At 41.9% G+C, this 20,373-nt stretch carries 13 protein-coding genes; 8 read left to right on the forward strand and 5 right to left on the reverse strand.

The genetic code is table 11. The annotated features are described in order from the left end of the window. The first annotated feature begins 329 nt into the window (after window positions 1-329). The gene (locus tag L2735_RS17095; protein WP_428848329.1) at window positions 330-2,297 is read left to right on the forward strand and encodes an alkyl/aryl-sulfatase; all 1,968 of its coding nucleotides are present in this window, start codon (window positions 330-332) and stop codon (window positions 2,295-2,297) included. A 285-nt stretch (window positions 2,298-2,582) separates the two neighbouring features. On the opposite strand, the gene L2735_RS17100 is transcribed toward L2735_RS17095, so the two are convergent. Continuing rightward, complete coding sequence (locus L2735_RS17100) at window positions 2,583-3,095, reverse strand: RrF2 family transcriptional regulator (protein ID WP_248985861.1); 513 nt, start codon at window positions 3,093-3,095, stop codon at window positions 2,583-2,585. A 162-nt stretch (window positions 3,096-3,257) separates the two neighbouring features. Between L2735_RS17100 and L2735_RS17105 the strand changes: the two genes are divergently transcribed. The 6 genes from L2735_RS17105 (at window position 3,258) to L2735_RS17130 (ending at window position 10,146) form a co-directional block, all read left to right on the forward strand. After that, window positions 3,258-4,460 (forward strand): NAD(P)/FAD-dependent oxidoreductase, encoded by a 1,203-nt coding sequence (locus L2735_RS17105; protein ID WP_248985862.1) that lies wholly within the window; start codon window positions 3,258-3,260, stop codon window positions 4,458-4,460. 118 nt (window positions 4,461-4,578) lie between these two features. After that, window positions 4,579-5,187: an FMN-dependent NADH-azoreductase gene (locus L2735_RS17110; RefSeq protein WP_248985863.1), complete on the forward strand. Its 609-nt coding sequence runs from the start codon at window positions 4,579-4,581 to the stop codon at window positions 5,185-5,187. Between the two features lie 77 nt (window positions 5,188-5,264). After that, window positions 5,265-6,332 (forward strand): redoxin family protein, encoded by a 1,068-nt coding sequence (locus L2735_RS17115; protein WP_248985864.1) that lies wholly within the window; start codon window positions 5,265-5,267, stop codon window positions 6,330-6,332. Between the two features lie 83 nt (window positions 6,333-6,415). Then, window positions 6,416-8,506: a protein-disulfide reductase DsbD family protein gene (locus L2735_RS17120; protein WP_248985865.1), complete on the forward strand. Its 2,091-nt coding sequence runs from the start codon at window positions 6,416-6,418 to the stop codon at window positions 8,504-8,506. 525 nt (window positions 8,507-9,031) lie between these two features. Further along, complete coding sequence (locus tag L2735_RS17125) at window positions 9,032-9,484, forward strand: carboxymuconolactone decarboxylase family protein (protein ID WP_248985866.1); 453 nt, start codon at window positions 9,032-9,034, stop codon at window positions 9,482-9,484. 218 nt (window positions 9,485-9,702) lie between these two features. Further along, on the forward strand, window positions 9,703-10,146 hold the full coding sequence (locus L2735_RS17130) for a hypothetical protein (protein WP_248985867.1): 444 nt from the start codon (window positions 9,703-9,705) through the stop codon (window positions 10,144-10,146). Window positions 10,147-10,458: 312 nt separating this feature from the next. Here L2735_RS17130 and purL read toward each other — a convergent pair whose 3' ends face one another. Continuing rightward, window positions 10,459-14,340 (reverse strand): phosphoribosylformylglycinamidine synthase, encoded by a 3,882-nt coding sequence (gene purL / locus L2735_RS17135; protein ID WP_248985899.1) that lies wholly within the window; start codon window positions 14,338-14,340, stop codon window positions 10,459-10,461. A gap of 409 nt (window positions 14,341-14,749) precedes the next feature. On the opposite strand from purL, the gene mltF reads away from it, so the two are divergent. Beyond that, a complete protein-coding gene (gene mltF, locus L2735_RS17140) occupies window positions 14,750-16,225 on the forward strand; it encodes a membrane-bound lytic murein transglycosylase MltF (RefSeq protein WP_248985868.1) in 1,476 nt (491 codons plus the stop codon). A 142-nt stretch (window positions 16,226-16,367) separates the two neighbouring features. Here the strand turns inward: mltF and tadA are convergent, their stop codons facing one another. The 3 genes from tadA to guaB all read right to left on the reverse strand — a co-directional run bounded on the left by tadA (window position 16,368) and on the right by guaB (window position 20,351). Continuing rightward, a complete protein-coding gene (gene tadA, locus L2735_RS17145; protein ID WP_283104691.1) occupies window positions 16,368-16,973 on the reverse strand; it encodes a tRNA adenosine(34) deaminase TadA in 606 nt (201 codons plus the stop codon). 164 nt (window positions 16,974-17,137) lie between these two features. Then, window positions 17,138-18,715 (reverse strand): glutamine-hydrolyzing GMP synthase, encoded by a 1,578-nt coding sequence (gene guaA / locus L2735_RS17150; protein WP_248985869.1) that lies wholly within the window; start codon window positions 18,713-18,715, stop codon window positions 17,138-17,140. Between the two features lie 163 nt (window positions 18,716-18,878). Further along, the gene (guaB, locus tag L2735_RS17155) at window positions 18,879-20,351 is read right to left on the reverse strand and encodes an IMP dehydrogenase (protein ID WP_220753066.1); all 1,473 of its coding nucleotides are present in this window, start codon (window positions 20,349-20,351) and stop codon (window positions 18,879-18,881) included. Window positions 20,352-20,373: the final 22 nt, after the last annotated feature.

Genomic DNA, 20,373 nt, shown 5'->3' on the forward strand with positions numbered 1-20,373 from the left:
TCGAAACCCAAGCGTTTCAATTATGAAGCCGGATATACGAACGCAAACCTATCACTGTCACAACGCTATTTTTTATATTGCAATATTGGAGGAGACCATATACACGCCCTAGTCAACTAATGGATTAATGATACTCATTTAGATGACTTTCAACGACTCAGTTCATTAAACGATCACAATAAATTCATACAGAACTTTATACTTTACAAAGGTTAAGCTTGCACTAATCTTATTGAAGCGGTTAAAATAACATCAACCCTCACTCGGTATACGCTATAAACAAAGTCAGTACCAACTACCTCAGAAAGATGTCTACAAGGATGCGAACATTGATAAATTTAAATAGAATAGCGTTAGTCAGCATTACGATGGCTATTTCAACAAGCCTTTATGCTGCTACAGAATCTAAGCCTGCGACTCAATATACTATTGAAAGAAATCAAGCCGTTTTGAAAAGTTTACCTTTTTCAGATAAGCAAGATTTTGAAAATGCAAAACGAGGCTTTATTGCAAGCCCTGATGTGCTAACCATTACCAATAAAGAAGGGACCCCTGTTTGGGATTTAGAGGAGTATAAAAAATATATCTCATTAGATAAGCCAGCACCAGATACTGTTAACCCTAGCCTGTGGCGAAATGCACAGTTAAATATGCTCAATGGATTATTTAAAGTAAATGACAATATATTTCAAGTTAGGGGCTACGATTTATCTAATATTACCTTTGTGAAAGGTGACACGGGTTGGATCGTATTTGATCCACTTATTTCTCCAGAAACTGCTAAATCCGCACTTGATCTGATTAATAAAGAATTAGGTGAGCGTCCTGTGGTTGCTGTCATTTATAGTCACAGCCACTTAGATCATTACGGTGGCGCTGTTGGTATCACTTCAGCGGAAGATGTAAAATCGGGCAAAGTTCAAGTGCTAGCTCCAGAGCATTTTACAGAGCATGCTGTTGCGGAAAATGTTATAGCCGGTAATGCGATGGGCAGACGTGCAGTTTTCATGTACGGCGCCATGCTACCGCGTAATGAAAAAGGCGGTGTTAACGGTGGATTAGGCCAAACAACCTCAACAGGCTTGGCCGGATTAATCTTACCTTCAAAAGAAATCAAAACCACAGGTACAGAGCTGACCATTGACGGTGTAAAAATGGTTTTTCAAATGACGCCAGGCACCGAAGCACCTTCCGAAATGAACACTTGGTTTCCTGATTGGAAAGCACTTTGGATGGCAGAAAACACCACTAACACCATGCATAATATCTTAACCCTTCGTGGTGCAGTTGTTCGCGATGCGCAAAAATGGGCATATTTCTTAAACGAAACAATGGAAATGTGGGGAGATGACGTTACTGTTAAATTCCAATCGCACCATTGGCCTGTTTGGGGTAACGAAAATATTATGCCTTATTTTGAAAAACAACGAGATATCTATAAGTTCACTCATGATCAATCGGTTCGTTTGATGAACCAGGGTTACACTGGTGAAGAAATCTCTGAAATGATCAAGCTTCCTGAATCATTAGAAAATAACTGGGCAACTCGAGGTTACTACGGCACTTTACGCCATAATAGTCGTGCTGTTTATCAACGTTACATGGGCTGGTATAACGGAAACCCATCTGACCTTAACAATTTACCCCCTGAATTAGTCGCAGTAAAATACATGGAATTTATGGGTGGAGAAAAAGAAGTCATCAAGAAAGCGACAGCTTCATTTAATAAAGGGGAGTATCGTTGGGTTGCAGAGGTAATGAAACATGCTGTTTTTGCAAACCCAAAGAGTACAGAAGCGAAAGAGCTACTTGCAGATTCTTACGAACAACTTGGTTACCAAGCAGAGTCTGGACCATGGCGTTCTGTTTATTTACAAGGCGCTTATGAACTGCGTAATGGCATTCCAGCATCAGGCGGAACAGAAACTGCAACTCCTGATACGATTAAGGCGATGTCACCAGAGTTATTGTTTGATTATTTAGCGATTCGTTTAAACCCTGAAAAAGCAGAGGGTCGCAAGTTTGATATCAACATCAGTTTCACGGATATTGATAGCAAACATACATTAATGATTAACAACTCAGTGCTAAATCATACTTCTAAACAGCACAAAAGTGCTGATGTTGAAGTCACCATGACGATGGCGACAATGAATGCTATCCAGCTGAAAGAGATAACACTTGAGGATGCGATTAAAAATGGAGATATCAAAATACAAGGCGATCAAAAATTAGTCACCGATTTCTTTGCAATGATTGATAGCTTCAACTTTTGGTTTAATATAGTGACTCCATAAATATGGCTACGCCATAAATAAAGCTATTAATCAATAACATGAAAACAAAAAGAGCTACCTATTTCAAGGTAGCTCTTTTCATTTTGACTATTTTTTAAAGCTATTGTGATGTCTTAAATCTTAAGATATCTAATATCATCGTCTTAATTTCTGGCATTAAATAATTGCGATTGAGTTTACTCTTTTATCATTCCGCTAGAAAAGCTTTTAAAAAATGTCGACATGGCAAAACGTCGGTTAACTAGCGGTTAGCTCTATTTTATTTCTATTCCGAGCCCAAGTTAACTACACCACATCATTTCGTTGAGAACCCAACCATTCTTTCATTTCTAGGGCAAAGGTAGGGTGAGACTTTGAGTGCAACTGTTGAGACAGCATTGAGATAGTATGCTTAGCCAACTCTTTCTCCATCTGAACTTGTGCTTTACGCATGACAGCTTGAATTCCACACATACCTTTGCACGCCCAGCTTGGCACTTCATCTGAAAAAATATCCATCCGCTGGCGAATTTCTTTGCAGTCAAAAATGGACTTTTCACCATCGATTGCTTGCACAATATCTAGCACATTAATATCAACAGGTGATTTTGCTAATTTAAACCCCCCTTTGCGACCTTCAATACTCTCGACTAATCCTGCTTTTGATAGCTTAGTGAATATTTTGCCTAAATATTCATACGGAACACCTTGTAATTTAGCCGCTTCTCTCACTGACATGACGATTGGCTGGCCTTGCTCATCGAGCATATTAACCAAGCAATGAATACCATATTCGACACCTGAACTGTACAACGCCACGGGCTTTCCTTATGACTTTTTTTCTTGAGTGTTATTTGTAACTTGGCTCTTATTCTAATCGAAACGATAGGAAAAAACAAACTCCGACTAATGTTGTCGGATTTAATTTTATCTTGTATACTCCTGCTCAATCTTAAAGGTAATAAAATTTTGGAATAACTCATGAATAAAGAAATTGTAATTATTGGCGCTGGTTTTGCCGGCATGTGGGCAGCATTGAGTGCGGCTCGTTTAGCAAAACTTCAAGGGGCCGAAAATATACAGATTACGGTTATCGCGCCAGTTGCTGAGCTTCATGTTCGCCCACGCTTTTATGAAGCGAATGCGGGCTCAATGGTTTCACCACTCATGCCTGTGTTTGATGCTATGGGGGTGCGTTTTGTACAAGGTACGGTCAATGAAATCGATGCAGATTCTCAAACCGTTCATTTTGTGGATGCCAACAACAGCTTGATGGTTAAACACTACGACAGACTTGTGTTAGCGGCGGGGTCTACTTTACGAACAGACCTAGTTAAAGGTGTTGTAGAGCATGCATTCGACCTCGATCAACTCGAGTCTGCTGCAGTACTTGATCAGCACATCAATAACTTGGCAAGCAAGCCTTCATCAGCTGCTCGAAATACAGTCTTGGTCTGTGGTGGTGGTTTTACAGGTATTGAAATGGCAACCGAACTGCCTGCAAGACTCAAAGCACAATTCAATGATGATGGGCCTGTACGAGTTATTATCGTAGAGCGTAGCGAGCAAATTGGCTCAAACTATAGTCAAGAGTTACAAGATGTCATTAAGCAAGCCACCGATGATTTAGAAATTGAGTGGATGCTAAATGCCAGAATAGACGAGATCACAGCAAAAGGTTTAATCCTTGAGTCGGGTGAGTTAATTGAGTCTGATACCGTTATTTGGACTGCGGGTGCAAAGGCCAATGAATTAACAAATGCTTTTTCAGCGCAAAAAGGCCCAAATGGGCGCCTTAATGTCACAGCTTCATTGCAAGTCATTAATGAAGATAATGTATTTGCTACTGGTGATGTTGCTTATGCAGCAACTGACAATAAAGGCAACCACGCACTGATGAGTTGCCAGCATGCAATATTAATGGGTAAGTTTGCGGGTAACAATGTAGCAGCGAGTTTGTTAGGTTGCGAAGCGATTGATTATAAGCAAGAAAACTACGTCACTTGTTTAGATCTTGGCTCATGGGGTGCTGTGTTTACAGAAGGTTGGGATCAACAAGTTAAGATGGTCAAGGAAGAGGCGAAAGCACTTAAAATATCCATTACCAACGAATTGATTTATCCACCCAAAGCCGACGTTAATATCATCATTGAACAGGCAGATCCGCTAGCTGCTTTCGTATAAAAACAATCCCACCATAATCTATGGATGTTGATGGGGGGGCATTATACCCCTCTATCACTTTGGGGCTGGTTATCAATGTCGAGTACAACAAAGTTACCTAACTAATGGAGCAAAATTCGTGAACATATTGTTAATAAATAGCAGCCCAAGACTAGAGCAATCCAGTACATACCTTTTAGCTCAAACGATCATCCAACAAGTATCGAACAAAGCTGATGTTAGTGTAACAAAACCAGACTTGTCAAAGCTTCCCCACCTAGATGCAGAGTATGCTATGGCAGTATGCTCACCAGATTTAGAGCCAGATGAATCGACCGGAAGTTTATTAGTCTCAAATAAATTAATCACCGAGTTAGAGCAAGCTGATTTTGTAATAATAGCTTCTCCTATGCATAATTTTTCTTTACCTTCGAGTCTCAAAAGTTGGGTCGATCATGTCGTGAGAGCTGGGCGTACATTTTATATTGACGCAACAGGAAAGCATGGGTTAATAACTGATAAACCAGTCTATGTTCTGATCTCTTCTGGTGGCGTATTCTCCAGCGACAAGGCATATCAACCCGATTATTTTACGCCTTTTATGCGAGAAGTACTGAGTACTATTGGGCTTAACAATGTCCATTTCTTTACTATTGAAGGCACGGCCTCTAGCCCTGACATCGTCAAGGAAAAACTTAACCACACTAAAGAACAGATTAAAGATCAACTAGCCAAGATCAAAATTTAATATTTATAGCTTTACGTTATCAATATCGAGTAAGACCTAATTACCTTAACTAATGGATTAAAAATAGGAAAATACAGATGAAATTCAAATTGAGTTCAATGTTAAAAACATCGTTAATGGCAGTATTATGCTTATTTACTCTCTCACAGCATGTGCTTGCAGATGACGTTGATTATTCAGCTGACGGTGAACGCCGTGCTAAATCTGCTGGCGAATCATTAATTGGACAGCCAGCTCCAGTAATGAGTATTACCACGCTTGACGGTAAAGTCATCGACCTTGCAAAGGTGTATGGTAAAAAACCTGTTTACATTAAGTTCTGGGCAACTTGGTGTATACCTTGTCGACAACAAATGCCTGGATTTGAAGAAATTTATCAAAAATACGGTGAAGATATTCAAATCATTTCAATTAATACTGGAATAAACGATGATTTAGCATCGGTAACCAAATTCCTTAAAAAGATGGGCTTAACAATGCCAACGACCATCGATGACGGTAAGCTGGCGCGTGCTTTCCACTTAAGGGTGACACCGCAGCACTTGTTGATTGATAGAGATGGGAAGTTTGCCTATTTCGGTCACGTCGATGACAAGGAGTTCCATCAAGCATTAACCAATGTGATTGCACAGCCTGCCCATGAAAGTCATGTTAATAATCATAGTCTGAACCTTGATGATACAGCTTACAAGGTCGGTGATAAGTTGACGGAATTAACGTTTACCACCATCGATAATGAAGCCCTTAATTTTAAATTTGACAATACTAATGGCAAAAAAGTTGGGGTGGTTTTCTTTGGCCCATGGTGTGAATGGTATTTAGAAGAAACGTCACCAAAAACCTCTCAAGCATGTACCAAAGTGAGGGAGTTATTAGAGGAAAAATCACAGGCAAGCAGTATTGACTGGGTAACAGTATCAACCAATGTTTGGGCGTCTACGTCAGAGCTTCATGATTATAAAAAAAGCTACGGCACAACTCTACCAATCGTATTCGATGCTGATGGCGAGCTGTTTAAATCGTTTGGAGTGAATCAAATCCCAACGATTACCTTAATCGATGCCGATGGCACTATCAACGTAAAATCTTCTATTCAAGATAGTGATTTTGACCAAGCAATAGACGCCGTTTCGAATCTTAAGTAGCGTCTGCCAATCAATAGTTGCTGCTCAACCTCATTAACGGAATAAGGAAGTAGCAACTATCTTTACATCAATTGAGGTCCATTATGAATAATGTCGCCACTCGCTTTGCCTGTGTGCTAGCACTCATCACAGGGGTCGTGATGTCTTGCTTAGCCGTTTCTTTTCAAGTCGCGGCAAATCCACTCGATAATAATGCCAAGCTGGTTTCAACATCGATAATCACCCAGTCAAGCCTAAATGAGAGCAATAGACAAACCACACTTGCATTGATCATGACCCCCAAAAAAGGCTGGCATGGTTATTGGCAAAACCCAGGAGATGCGGGGTTTGCCAATAGTTTTCAATGGACTTTGCCTAAAGGGGTAACCATAGGCCCGTTTGAATACCCAGCACCAAGTCAATTGCTAATTAGTGACATCATGAACTACATCTACCATGGTGAGTATGTCTTATTGGCGCCTATTAGCATCGACAAAACAGTCACTGATGGGACAGTTCTACCTTTAAGCTTAGATATGAGCTACTTGGTTTGTGATCCCCAGACTTGCTTACCCGAGCAGCAAACCATTGAATCTATAATCACGCTAGAACAAGGCTCTACCAGCCCAGTCGTCACTGAACAGTTTCAACAATGGCAAGCCAAACTCCCTAAGCCTTTAAATGTGAGAGGCCAATTTTCAGTTGAAGATAGTACTTTCACCTTAAGTTTACCGTTACCTGATTCTGTCAGTGTTGACGGTGCCCATCTTTACCCTATTGTGAATGAGCTATTACAAAATAATGCGCCTCAGAAATTTAGCCATTCCAATGATCAATTAACCATAAAAACGCTCAGTGGCGACGACATTGCAGATGAATTTAAAGGTGTATTAGTACTAGGTAATGGCACCTCGTTAAGTTTTTCGGCAGATAAAACCGACCATATTGCTTTGGCAGTTAATCCGATAACACAACAAAATGACACCACACTTTGGTTAGCTATCACGGCATTAATGGGGGCTGTTCTTGGTGGTTTGTTACTTAACGTGATGCCATGTGTTTTCCCTATATTAAGTTTAAAAATTCTTAGCCTTTCTAATCTTAGCTCTGAGCGTGAAGCCAAGATTGGTTCAGTAGCCTATACACTTGGCGCGGTGTTGGTTTGTTTGTTGCTAGGTAGCATCATTCTAGGGCTGCGGGCTTTAGGGCACCAAATTGGATGGGCTTTTCAGTTACAAAACCCCAACGTGATTGCACTGCTTATCATTTTAATGAGCGCTATTGGCTTTAACTTAGCAGGGTTGTTTGAGCTTGGCACCTTAACATCAGGCTCTAAATTACAAGACAAAAAGGGGCCTTTAGGTGACTTTTGGACGGGCGTTTTAGCTGCCTTCATTGCCACACCATGTACCGGCCCGTTTATGGCAACAGCACTAGGCGCAGCAATGGTGTTACCTATCGGCCTTGCCTTTATGGTGTTTGCTGGATTAGGCATCGGCATGGCACTGCCCTTTTTGTTAGTCGGCTTTATTCCTCGATTACGTAACAAGCTACCGAAACCGGGACAATGGATGGTAACCGCTAGACGTATTCTAGCCGTACCTATGTTTATCACGGCATTGGGGCTAGTCTGGATATTAATGCGTCAATCAAATGAAGACTTTGTGTTAGCAATACTTGCCGCCACTGTGTTGTCTAGTTTGGGGTTATGGTGGACAGGTTTAAAACAACATTCACAAGGTAAATATCAATGGTTACCTGCTATTGTATTAACCCTCTTGCCTCTATTGTTAGTGCTTTACGTGACACCAAGCCAGAGGTTGCAATCGAGTAATATCGAAGGCGAGACGACTAACATTATTCGCTTTAATGAAGATAAGTTAACTGCGCTAAAAGCTGAAAATGATGTATTTGTTTACTTTACAGCAGACTGGTGCCTGACATGTAAAGTCAATGAAAAAACGTCTATTGACAGAAAGAACGTACAAGCGGCACTTCGTGAAAATAATATTGTCACTATGGTCGGTGATTGGACTAATGGTGACAGTGAAATCACTCAATTTCTATCCAGACATGGTCGTTCTGGCGTGCCTTTATATTTATGGTACAAAAAAGGAGCAACGGATCCGACTGTATTACCACAAGTATTAACGCCGGGTACACTACTAGACCAAATAAGTGCTCATAATAACTAAACCTACGGATATAGGCTTCACTATCAACACATTAAGTTGATAGTGAAGTTTATAAATAATCAACGGCCAAAAATAACGTCCTCTAAATTGGGTCGCAATTTTAGGTTGGCTCAATGCATAGAGTAACAACTATTATGAATGTCTTTCCCTCTGTTAAGTTCCAACAATTAAATTGCTAACTATTTCTCCCACCAATCAATTGCAACCATAGGTCCGAAGTTACTGGGAGTGAGTAAACTAATTTTGGAGCGAAAGTTACAGAATGAAGTCGGCGCCATCAGCTGCGCCATAAACCGATTTTATCAAATGCACAATGCTCAGGGATAACTCTTGAATAAAGAAACCGATGATCTCAATAGCATTAGACTTTGGATATTACAATCATGCTCATTTTTGTCATAGTTTAAGAACTTCACTCAAGAAACCCCAAGTGAGCAAGATTGCAGTAATTTGACGAAAATCAACAACTAAACAGAAAGTTCAGCCGATACGCTGACTTCTTATTCAACAAATAAAGGGTTATTTATGTTATCTAGAATTTCGCAAAAATCAGTATATTCACTTGCACGTATTCCAAAAAATCTATTGGCGCTTGATCAAGTCAGCAACGACTCGTCGGTCAATGAAACTATTCAGCATTTGGTTAAACTACGTGTATCACAAATCAATCACTGTTGTTATTGTCAGCATATGCATTCAAATGAGGCACGACAAGATGGTGAAAAACAAGCCCGTTTAGATGTACTCCCAGCATGGCGAGAAGCCCCTTGCTTTTCAGTTCAAGAACGTGCTGCTTTGTCATGGGCAGAGTCATTAACACTTATTAGCCAAGGTGAAGTCGATGATGCTATATATCGAGAAACATTGGCCGCATTTGGAGAAAAAGACTTACTAGAATTAACAACGGTTGTGCTAGCTATAAATAGCTGGAACCGAGTAGCGGTCAGTATGCAATTCGTACCAAACCTAGAACTTTAAACTTAAAAGTCTCAATACTTTTCTAAAGTTTAAATTCTGGGGGCGAAAAACCGCAGTTCTTAGTGTTCGATTGCCAAGCATGCTATATCTATTAGATAGACTTTTCACTTACTAATAACCTCCTAAGTTAAATTGTCTTTCGTTTCATATGGAAAATCCGCTGGCGCTTGATTAAGCCTGCATTGACTCGTCGGTTAATAAAAAGGAAACTGATAACAATGAATAACTCCACTACCTTACGCCGAATTGCCGCTATGATATTGCGGGTCGCTTTGGCGTTGTCGTTTTTATCGGCTGTTGCCGATCGCTTTGGGCTTTGGGGGCCGCCCGGTACGCCCAATGTAGCCTGGGGGACATTTGAATCGTTTATCGAATACACTGGCCTTATACTCCCCTTTTTGCCTGCTTCTACAATTTCATTTTTTGGCTGGGCCTCCACGATTTCAGAGTTTGTTTTGGCAATAGGCCTCTTGAGTGGCTTTTACATTAGAGGTTTCGCTTTCGCCAGCGGTTTGCTGCTACTCTCATTTGGATTGTCAATGGCATTTGCGTTTGGGCTGGAATCGACGTTCACGTATTCTGTCTGGACAGCAGCAGCTTCCGCGTTCCTTCTGGCATCTTTACAACCTGAACAAACTATCAAATCGGACAACCAGGGATAATCGTGTAGCTGGAAGTGTCTAGCCTCCAGCCCCGCATAACTCAGTATGATGCTCTGTACAGGACATCATTTAGAAAAACTAGCTCATCTTCTAGTTAGGCTAGTGAACAGCAATCAGTCCATCTCTTAGTGAATATAATCCTGCTTTCCAAGATTACATTTCTAATGAAAAGCATCAATTATAATGCTTAAGCTCTATCAGGTTTTGCCCAGAAATGAGTTAGCTATAATCTCAACACAACTTCTATCCAATAAAAAAGGCGACCATTTGGTCGCCTTTTAGCTGTTAACTCATTACTAGGTTAAGTAAAACTTAACCTAACTTAACGCGTGCGTTACGGAACATACGCATCCATGGGCTGTCTTCTGCCCATTCGTCTGGGTGCCATGAGTTAGCAACGGTTCTGAATACACGCTCTGGATGCGGCATCATGATGGTTACTCGACCGTCTGTTGTCGTTAATGCAGTAATCGCATTTGGCGAACCATTCGGGTTTTGTGGGTATTGCGTTGCGATTTGACCATTACCGTCAACGTAACGCAGTGCCACAGTACCAGAAGCTTCTGCCGCTGCTAGTGCTTCAACAGATTTAAATTCAGCGCGACCTTCACCGTGTGATACAGCGATTGGCATGCGTGAACCTTCCATTCCTTCGAAGAAGATTGAAGGACTCTTTTGCACTTCAACCAAACTTGCGCGGGCTTCAAAACGCTCTGAACGGTTACGGACAAAGTGTGGCCAATGCTCACTGCCTGGAATGATTTCTTTCAGATTAGATAACATCTGACAACCATTACATACACCCAGTGCTAATGTCGCATCACGCTCAAAGAACTGAGAGAACTCACTGCGAGCACGCTCGTTGAATAAGATTGATTTAGCCCAACCTTCACCTGCGCCCAGTACGTCACCGTATGAGAAACCACCACAAGCCACTAGACCTTGGAACTCTTCAAGACTAATCCGACCCGATAAGATGTCTGACATATGAACATCGCGGCTTTCAAAACCAGCGCGGTCAAATGCGGCGGCCATTTCAACGTGAGAGTTAACCCCCTGCTCACGAATAATCGCCATCTTAGGTGCTGCGCCTTTTAAGATATAAGGTGCTGCTACGTCTTCACTTGGATTAAAGCTTAAATCAACCGTTAGACCTGGGTCTTTAGCTTGCTGCTTAAGCTCAAATTCTTCTTTAGCACATTCAGGGTTATCACGCATTGCTTGCATACGGTAAGTGGTTTCTGACCACATAGTGCGAAGTGCTACACGAGAGTTACTGAATACTGCACGCTCACCATCAACCACAGTAATATTGTCGTCATTGGTGAGTGTCGCAACGCTATGACACGCAACACCAGCGGCGATAAATTGTGCTTTGATATCTGCGCTATCAGCTTTAGATACTTGAATAACCGCACCTAGCTCTTCATTAAATAAACGCTCTAAGTCGTTACCTTTTAATGCAGCTAAATCAATGTTTAAACCAGTGTTACCAGCAAATGCCATTTCAACAAGCGTGGTGAATAAACCACCGTCACTGCGGTCATGGTAAGCAATCACTTTTTGATCTGCGACTAATGGCTGAATCACTTCAAAGAAGCCACGTAAGCTTGCTGCATTATCTAAATCTGGTGCTACATCACCTAGCTGGCTGAATACTTGAGCTAAACAAGAACCCCCCAAACGGTTTTGGCCGTTCGCTAAATCAACTAATAACAGCTCAGTGTCGCCTTTATCAGTGCGAAGCTCAGGCGTGACAGTATGGCGAATGTCTTTAACCACACCGAACGCGGTGATCACTAGTGACATTGGCGAAGTGACTGTTTTGTCTTGGCCTTCATCGTTCCAAGCTGTCTTCATCGACATTGAGTCTTTACCCACAGGGATAGTTAACTCAAGCTCTGGACAAAGCTCTTCACCGACAGCTTTTACTGCTTCATAAAGACCCGCATCTTCACCTGGGTGACCTGCTGCAGACATCCAGTTAGCTGAAAGCTTAATGTCTTTGAATGAGCCAATATCAGTACCAGCAATGTTCAAGATTGATTCTGCTACCGCCATACGCGCTGATGCGCCGAAATCAAGTAGTGCAAGCGGCGTACGCTCACCAATAGACATGGCTTCCCCTGCGTAGCTATCAAAGCTAGATGCAGTGACAGCACAGTCAGCAACTGGTACCTGCCAAGGCCCAACCATTTGGTCACGGTTAACTAAACCTGTCACCGAGCGGTCACCAATGGTGATAAGGAATGATTTATCAGCAACGGTAGGTAAATGTAAGATACGAGAAACCGCATCTTTAATATCAATTGATCCTTGCTCAAGCGCTGGTGAGGTCGCTTTAGCTGATACCACATCACGGCTCATTTTAGGCGCTTTGCCTAATAGTACTTCAAGCGGTAAATCAATCGGCTTGTTGTCAAAGTGGCTATCTTCAAGGGTTAAATGCTGCTCTTCTGTCGCATCACCCACTACAGAAAACGGCGCGCGTTCACGCTCACAAATTTTTCTGAAGGTTTCTAAGTTTTCAGGTGCAACTGACATTACGTAGCGCTCTTGAGATTCGTTACACCAAATCTCAAGTGGGCTCATGCCTGGCTCATCTGAAGGCACATTACGTAAGTTAAATAGTGCGCCTCTGTCTGCGTCATTCACAAGTTCAGGGAAGGCATTTGATAATCCGCCAGCACCTACGTCATGAATAAATTGAATTGGGTTGTCATCACCCATCTGCCAGCAGCGATCGATCACTTCCTGACAACGACGTTCCATTTCTGGGTTTTCACGTTGTACTGAAGCAAAGTCTAAATCTTCACTAGACTGACCTGATGCCATTGATGAAGCAGCGCCGCCGCCTAAACCAATGTTCATTGCAGGGCCACCTAATACAATCAGCTTAGCGCCTACGGTGATTTCGCCTTTTTGAACATGGTCTTCACGGATGTTACCTAAACCACCAGCAAGCATAATTGGCTTGTGGTAACCACGGACTTCAACACCGTTATGGCTTGATACTTCTTGCTCGTAAGTACGGAAGTAACCCACAAGCGCTGGACGACCAAATTCGTTGTTAAATGCTGCGCCACCTAATGGGCCTTCAGTCATAATTTCTAATGGCGTAACAATACGGCTAGGTTTGCCGTAATCGCCTTCCCATGGTTGAACAAACCCTGGGATTTTAAGGTTAGAAACACTAAAGCCTGTTAAACCTGCTTTAGGTTTTGAGCCACGACCTGTTGCGCCTTCATCACGGATTTCGCCGCCTGAACCTGTTGCTGCGCCTGGGTATGGGCTAATTGCTGTAGGGTGGTTGTGGGTTTCCACTTTCATCAAGATGTGCATTGGCTCAGTGTGATAGTTGTACACACCGTCTTGATCAGGGAAAAAGCGACCCGCAACGCTACCATTCATTACCGCAGCGTTATCTTTATAAGCTGACAATACGTTATCTGGGGTAACTTCAAAGGTATTCTTAATCATTTTGAACAATGATTTAGGCTGCACTTGACCGTCGATAGTCCAATCAGCATTGAAGATTTTATGACGACAATGCTCTGAGTTCGCTTGAGCAAACATCATTAACTCGATGTCGTTAGGATTACGATTTAAGCGAACAAAATTATCTACTAAATAATCAATTTCATCTTCTGCGAGTGCTAGACCTAACTGAACGTTAGCAACCTCTAGTGCGCGGCGACCTTCAGCAAGAATATTGATACTCTTAAATGGTAATGGCTCTGTGCGCTCGAACAATACTGATGCAGCTGCAAATTCAGGCAAAATCACCTCAACCATACGGTCGTGGATTAAGCCTTTTACTTGTTCTAATTGCTCAGTCGTTAACGGTGCACCAGCAACATAGTAAGCAACACCACGTTCTAGACGTTTTACTTTGCTTAAACCACAGTTTTTGGCAATGTCAGTTGCTTTTGAAGACCAAGGAGAGATAGTGCCTGGACGAGGTGTTACAAAGAACAACGCACCTTCTGGTGCATGAGATTCGATGGCTGGCCCGTAAGTTAAAATCGTTTCAAGTTGCTGATATTCTTTATCATCAAGCTTGTCGCTTACATCGGCTAAATGGACATACTCAGCGTAGATTTGCTCAACAGGAAGGGCTGCTGTTTCACAGGCCTCCATAAGCTTTTGAACTCTAAAAGCTGAAAGTGCTGGGGCTCCGCGAATGATCTCAATCACGTCAATTCACCTTATTGATTATAATGGCAGGGTAAGAATTGGCGCTATTATAGGGAATCGCACTTTATAAATCACCTAAGAAGGCTTGCTAGAACAGTGTTTCCCGTTAACGAAAACAATCAGAAATAAACCACAAATTATCGCAGTAATGTTTCAGCAACATTTCATCATTATTTTATTTTTTAAATTTCGATTTTACTAATAAATTCAACCGTATAATTTAACACACTAAGGTATCGGACTAGGTGAAATACGAAACTACTGCTACAGTATCTTTATTAACCCATATTTTTTAAATGACGCTTTGAAGTACAAATAGGCGGCAACCTAGAAAATCCGCGACTAACACCCGCACATTTATCATTATTTTCTACCTCCTCCTTACTTATTTCATTGACCGAGGGACATGACGAAACATTTAACGCTAGTCGCCATTATTTCAATCAGTTTGCTGCTGAGTGCTTGCCATCAAGCCAATATGAAAGCCACTGAGTTTGTTGAACAGATCCCCGTTCGTACCGTTTTGAAGGTAGGGACACTTTACGGCTCGCAAACCTATCTCAGATCTGATCAAGGCGAAAGTGGTTTCGATTATGAAATGGCTGCGAAGTTTGCAAAGTATCTCGATGTGCCTTTAGAAATGGTGCCTTATCATAATCGCCAACAGTTATTTGAAGCCTTACGTCAAAACGAAATTGATATTGTCGCTGCGGCGATTACCACGACCAACAATCGTCGTGAACAGTTTTTATTAGGCCCTACCCTTTATGAAGTCAATCAGGTGTTGATCTATAAATCAGGTAACCTAAAACCCCGTGACTTTAATAATCTTCAAGGTGATATTAGCGTTATCTCCGAGTCTGCAGCTGTTGATACGCTGTCAAAACTGAAACAATCCAACCCTAATCTGACTTGGCAAGAAGTTAATAATAGTGACAACGAAGAACTATTTTCGATGGTGGCCGCAGGCGATATCCTTTACACCATTGCCGATTCAAACAGCCTTTTGATCAATCAACGTTATTTACCTGAATTACGTGCAGGCATTGTGTTGGATGAAAAGACCCAAGTTGTCTGGCTGTTACCACCTCTTAATAGCGACTATTTAATGAGTTCACTATTATCGTTTTGGCATATTCAAAAACGTAATGGCACATTAGAGCACTTAAACGAAAAGTACTTTGGCCATGTTAAACGTTTTGATTATGTGGATACTCGCGCCTTTATTCGCGCAATTGATAATGTGTTACCGGAATATCAGGCATTATTTGAAAAACATGCAGGTGATTTAGACTGGCGTAAACTTGCTGCTGCTGGTTATCAAGAGTCCCACTGGAATCCTAAAGCACGTTCGCCAACAGGCGTACGTGGGATGATGATGCTAACCCAACCTACTGCAAGTTCAGTTGGGGTGGATAACCGTTTAGATGCTGAACAAAGTATTCGAGGCGGCGCAATTTATTTACAAAAAATGATCGATAGATTGCCAGCTTCAATCCCTGACAACCAACGTATTTGGTTCGCGCTAGCCTCTTATAATATTGGCTTAGGCCATGTGGAAGATGCCCGTAAAATCACACAAGGCATGGGCAAAGATCCCAGTGCTTGGCGCGATGTGAAACAAGTTTTACCTTTGCTGCAACAGCGTAAGTATTATCAACATACTCGTTATGGCTATGCGAGAGGTAATGAAGCAGCTCATTATGTTGATAATATCCGCCGTTATTACGACACCTTAGTTTGGGTAGATAATCAAAATAAAAAGCAAGAATTGATAGATATTGAGGGCAGCACAATTGAAGGTGAACTCGCTGACGAAACGAGTCTCAATGCTGATAATTCAGAAAACCCACAAGATGTGATTAAATCTTCTGCGCAATAAAACAGTCATCAAAACAGGCTAACATAGCCAAAATACATCATTTAAATGAAGGTGAATAATGAGAAAAGCCAATATGAATAATAATGCTAGACGTCGTAGCAGTATTAAATTGAAACAACGTAGAATGCTTAATCGTCAAAAACTATTCTTCGCCTTTTTGCAGCAACAAGTCTGATTGTTGTTTTAGTAGTTTTTTTAACGCTTTTTTCTCATCCCGGCGACGCTTAAAAAACTGACTCAATTGACTCGCACACTCTTCAGCCAAAATGCCTGATTCAACCGTTAACTGATGATTAAAGTGCGAGTCTTGTAATAAGTTAATCACACTGCCCGCCGCGCCCGTTTTTAAGTCCTTCGCGCCAAACACCACCCGCTCTATTCGACTATGGACCATAGCGCCTGCGCACATTGGGCAAGGCTCTAATGTGACATATAGGGTTGCGCCAAGCATGCGATAATTTTCTAACACTTTGCCAGCCGCACGTATGCACAGCATTTCAGCGTGGGCACTGGGATCATGCTCGGTAATACTAAGATTAAATCCAGACGCAATTAACTCATCATCTTTCACCAACACAGCGCCAACAGGGACTTCACCTAATTCTTCAGCTTTAGTGGCCAGCGCTAAAGCCACTCGCATCCACTTTTCATCTTGAGCTGCACGTACTGCTAGCTCCTCAGGTGTTAATGGTTTTGCCTGACTCGCTTGCTGTTTTTGGCTGATATAGGCTTTGTTTTCTAACGTCATGAGTGTCTCTTAGGCTTAGCTATGTTTAACTTACTGAATATAGCTTAATCATTAAATCTTTTAGTAAAGGGCAATGCATCAACTTCATTAGATTATACGGCAAACAATAATAAATTTATCCCAATAAAAAAGGCGCCTAAGCGCCTTTTTTAATTAATGGAAACTTATTCCCATTCGATTGTCGCAGGTGGCTTACCAGAGATATCGTAAACCACACGTGAAATACCATCGATTTCATTAATGATGCGGTTAGAAACACGACCTAAGAAGTCATACGGTAAGTGTGCCCAATGCGCCGTCATAAAGTCGATAGTTTCAACTGCACGCAGTGAAACAACCCAGTCATATTTACGGCCATCACCCATTACGCCAACTGAACGTACTGGTAAGAAAACGGTAAATGCTTGGCTAACTTTATTATATAGATCTGCTTTATGCAGCTCTTCAATAAAGATAGCATCTGCTAAACGCAGTAAGTCACAATATTCTTTCTTCACTTCGCCAAGTACGCGAACGCCAAGACCTGGTCCTGGGAACGGATGACGGTAAAGCATGTCGTATGGCAGACCTAGCTCTAAACCAATTTTACGTACTTCATCTTTAAATAATTCACGTAATGGTTCAACTAATCCCATTTCCATATCATCTGGCAATCCGCCAACGTTATGGTGAGACTTAATCACATGTGCTTTACCTGTCGCACTACCCGCAGATTCAATCACATCAGGATAAATAGTGCCTTGAGCTAACCATTTAGCATTAACGCATTTTTTAGACTCTTCATCGAAGATATCAACAAATACATGGCCAATGATTTTACGCTTAGCTTCAGGGTCAGCTTCACCAGCCATCGCATCTAAGAAACGATTTTCAGCATCAACGTGAACAATGTTCAGTCCAAAGTGATCGCCAAACATATCCATTACTTGTTCAGCTTCATTTAAACGTAATAAGCCGTTATCAACAAATACACACGTTAGCTTGTCACCAATGGCGCGGTGCAACAGCATAGCCACTACAGATGAATCAACACCACCCGATAAACCTAAGATAACTTCATCGTCACCGATTTGTTTCTTTAAACGCTCAATGGCATCTTCGATAATTGAAGATGGTTTCCAGTTTGCATCACAACCACAAATGTCGAGGGCGAAATGCTCAAGCATACGCTTACCTTGACGAGTGTGAGTCACTTCAGGGTGGAATTGTACGCCGTAAAACTTCTTGTCTTCATTTGCCATAGCAGCAAAAGGACAGGTTTCAGTCTTAGCTACGGTCACAAAACCTTCAGGAATTTCTGAAACTTTGTCACCGTGGCTCATCCATACGTCAAGTAAAGGTTTGCCTTCAGGGCTAATCGCATCTTCAATGCTTTTGAATAATGCTGATTCAGTTTGCACTTCAACTTGTGCGTAACCAAACTCACCTTCACCCACACCTTGGATAACTTTACCACCAAGTTGCTCTGACATGGTTTGCATGCCATAACAAATGCCTAATACAGGCACGCCTGCATTAAATACATACTCAGAAGCACGCGGCGAGTTTTCAGCCGTCACACTTTCAGGGCCACCGGCTAAGATGATGCCATTGGGAGCAAATTCTTTAATTTGCTCTTCAGATACATCCCAAGCCCAAAGCTCACAATAAACACCGATTTCACGAATACGGCGGGCGATTAACTGCGTGTATTGCGATCCAAAATCTAGGATCAGGATTTTATGCTCATGAATGTTGCTCATGGGATACCTTATATCTGGGTTTACTTTTAAAAAAAGTATTCATTGTAGGTGTACGTCAATCTTTGCAAGCTTTCAGTTATCTATAGATATTTTATAAAACAATAGATACTGACTAAAACAAAGATTGAAAAAAGGCGGCATAACTATATGCCGCCTTGAATCATTAAGAACCGCTACGATAGTTCGGCGCTTCTTTGCTGATCGTCACATCATGGACATGAGATTCACCCATACCCGCTGAGGTAATTTTAACGAACTCAGCTTTTTCATTTAATTCTTTAATGGTTGCACAACCAGTAAGACCCATACATGAACGTAAACCGCCCATGTGCTGGTGAATGATTTCTTTCAACTTACCTTTGTAAGCCACGCGACCTTCAATACCTTCTGGTACTAATTTGTCAGCAGCGTTATCGCTTTGGAAGTAACGGTCAGAAGAACCTTGGGTTTGGGTCATTGCGCCTAACGACCCCATACCACGGTATGACTTGTATGCTCGGCCGTTATAAAGCTCAGTTTCGCCAGGTGCTTCTTCAGTACCAGCAAACATAGAGCCAGCCATGATGCATGATGCGCCCGCAGCTAATGCTTTAGCTAAATCGCCCGAAAAGCGAATGCCGCCATCTGCAATGACAGGTATATCAAGATGTTTAATGGCTTCAGCAGCATCAGATACTGCAGTAATTTGCGGTACACCCACACCAGTAACGATACGAGTTGTACAAATTGAACCAGGGCCGATACCCACTTTAACCGCATCAACACCCGCTTCAACTAAGGCTAATGCGCCTTCAGCGGTTGCCACGTTGCCGCCAACAATTTGTAAATCTGGGAATGCAGCACGTGTATCACGGATGCGTTGTAGAACGCCTTCAGAATGACCATGTGAAGAGTCAATCAATAGCACATCAACACCCGCTTTCACCAATGCTTCAACACGTTCTTCGTTGCCTGCACCAGCACCTACAGCAGCACCTACACGTAAGCGACCTAACTCGTCTTTACATGCATTTGGTTTACGTTCTGCTTTTTGGAAATCTTTAACTGTAATTAAGCCTTTTAGCTTGAAGTTGTCATCAACTACTAATACTTTTTCAACTCGATGTGAATGCATTAAAGTTTGAACTTCATCTAATTTAGTCCCTTCAAGCACAGTAACTAGACGATCTTTCGGCGTCATCACTTGCTCAACGGTACGGCTCCAATCAGTAATAAAACGAACATCACGACCAGTGATAATACCCACAAGCTCATTCGCATCGTTAATCACTGGGTAACCAGCAAAGCCATTACGTTCAGTTAACTGTTTAAGCTCAGCAAGCGTAGTGCTTGGCGTCACTGTTACAGGCTGCTGTACAATACCGGCTTCGTAAATCTTAACTTTACGAACTTCTTCAGCTTGTTGTTCAATCGTCATGTTTTTATGAATAAAACCTAGACCACCTTCTTGCGCCATTGCGATCGCTAAGCGAGCTTCAGTGACGGTATCCATAGCTGCAGATACAATAGGGGTGTTTAATTCAATTTTTTTAGTCAGACGAGTTTTTAGAACAGCGGTATTTGGGAGGACGGTTGAGTGAGCAGGCACTAGTAGTACATCATCAAATGTTAGTGCGTCATTTCTTAATCTTAACATGCAACATCTCCCAGAAAGTGTA

It is taken from the genome of Shewanella olleyana, assembly GCF_023283825.1.
Taxonomy (GTDB): domain Bacteria; phylum Pseudomonadota; class Gammaproteobacteria; order Enterobacterales; family Shewanellaceae; genus Shewanella; species Shewanella olleyana.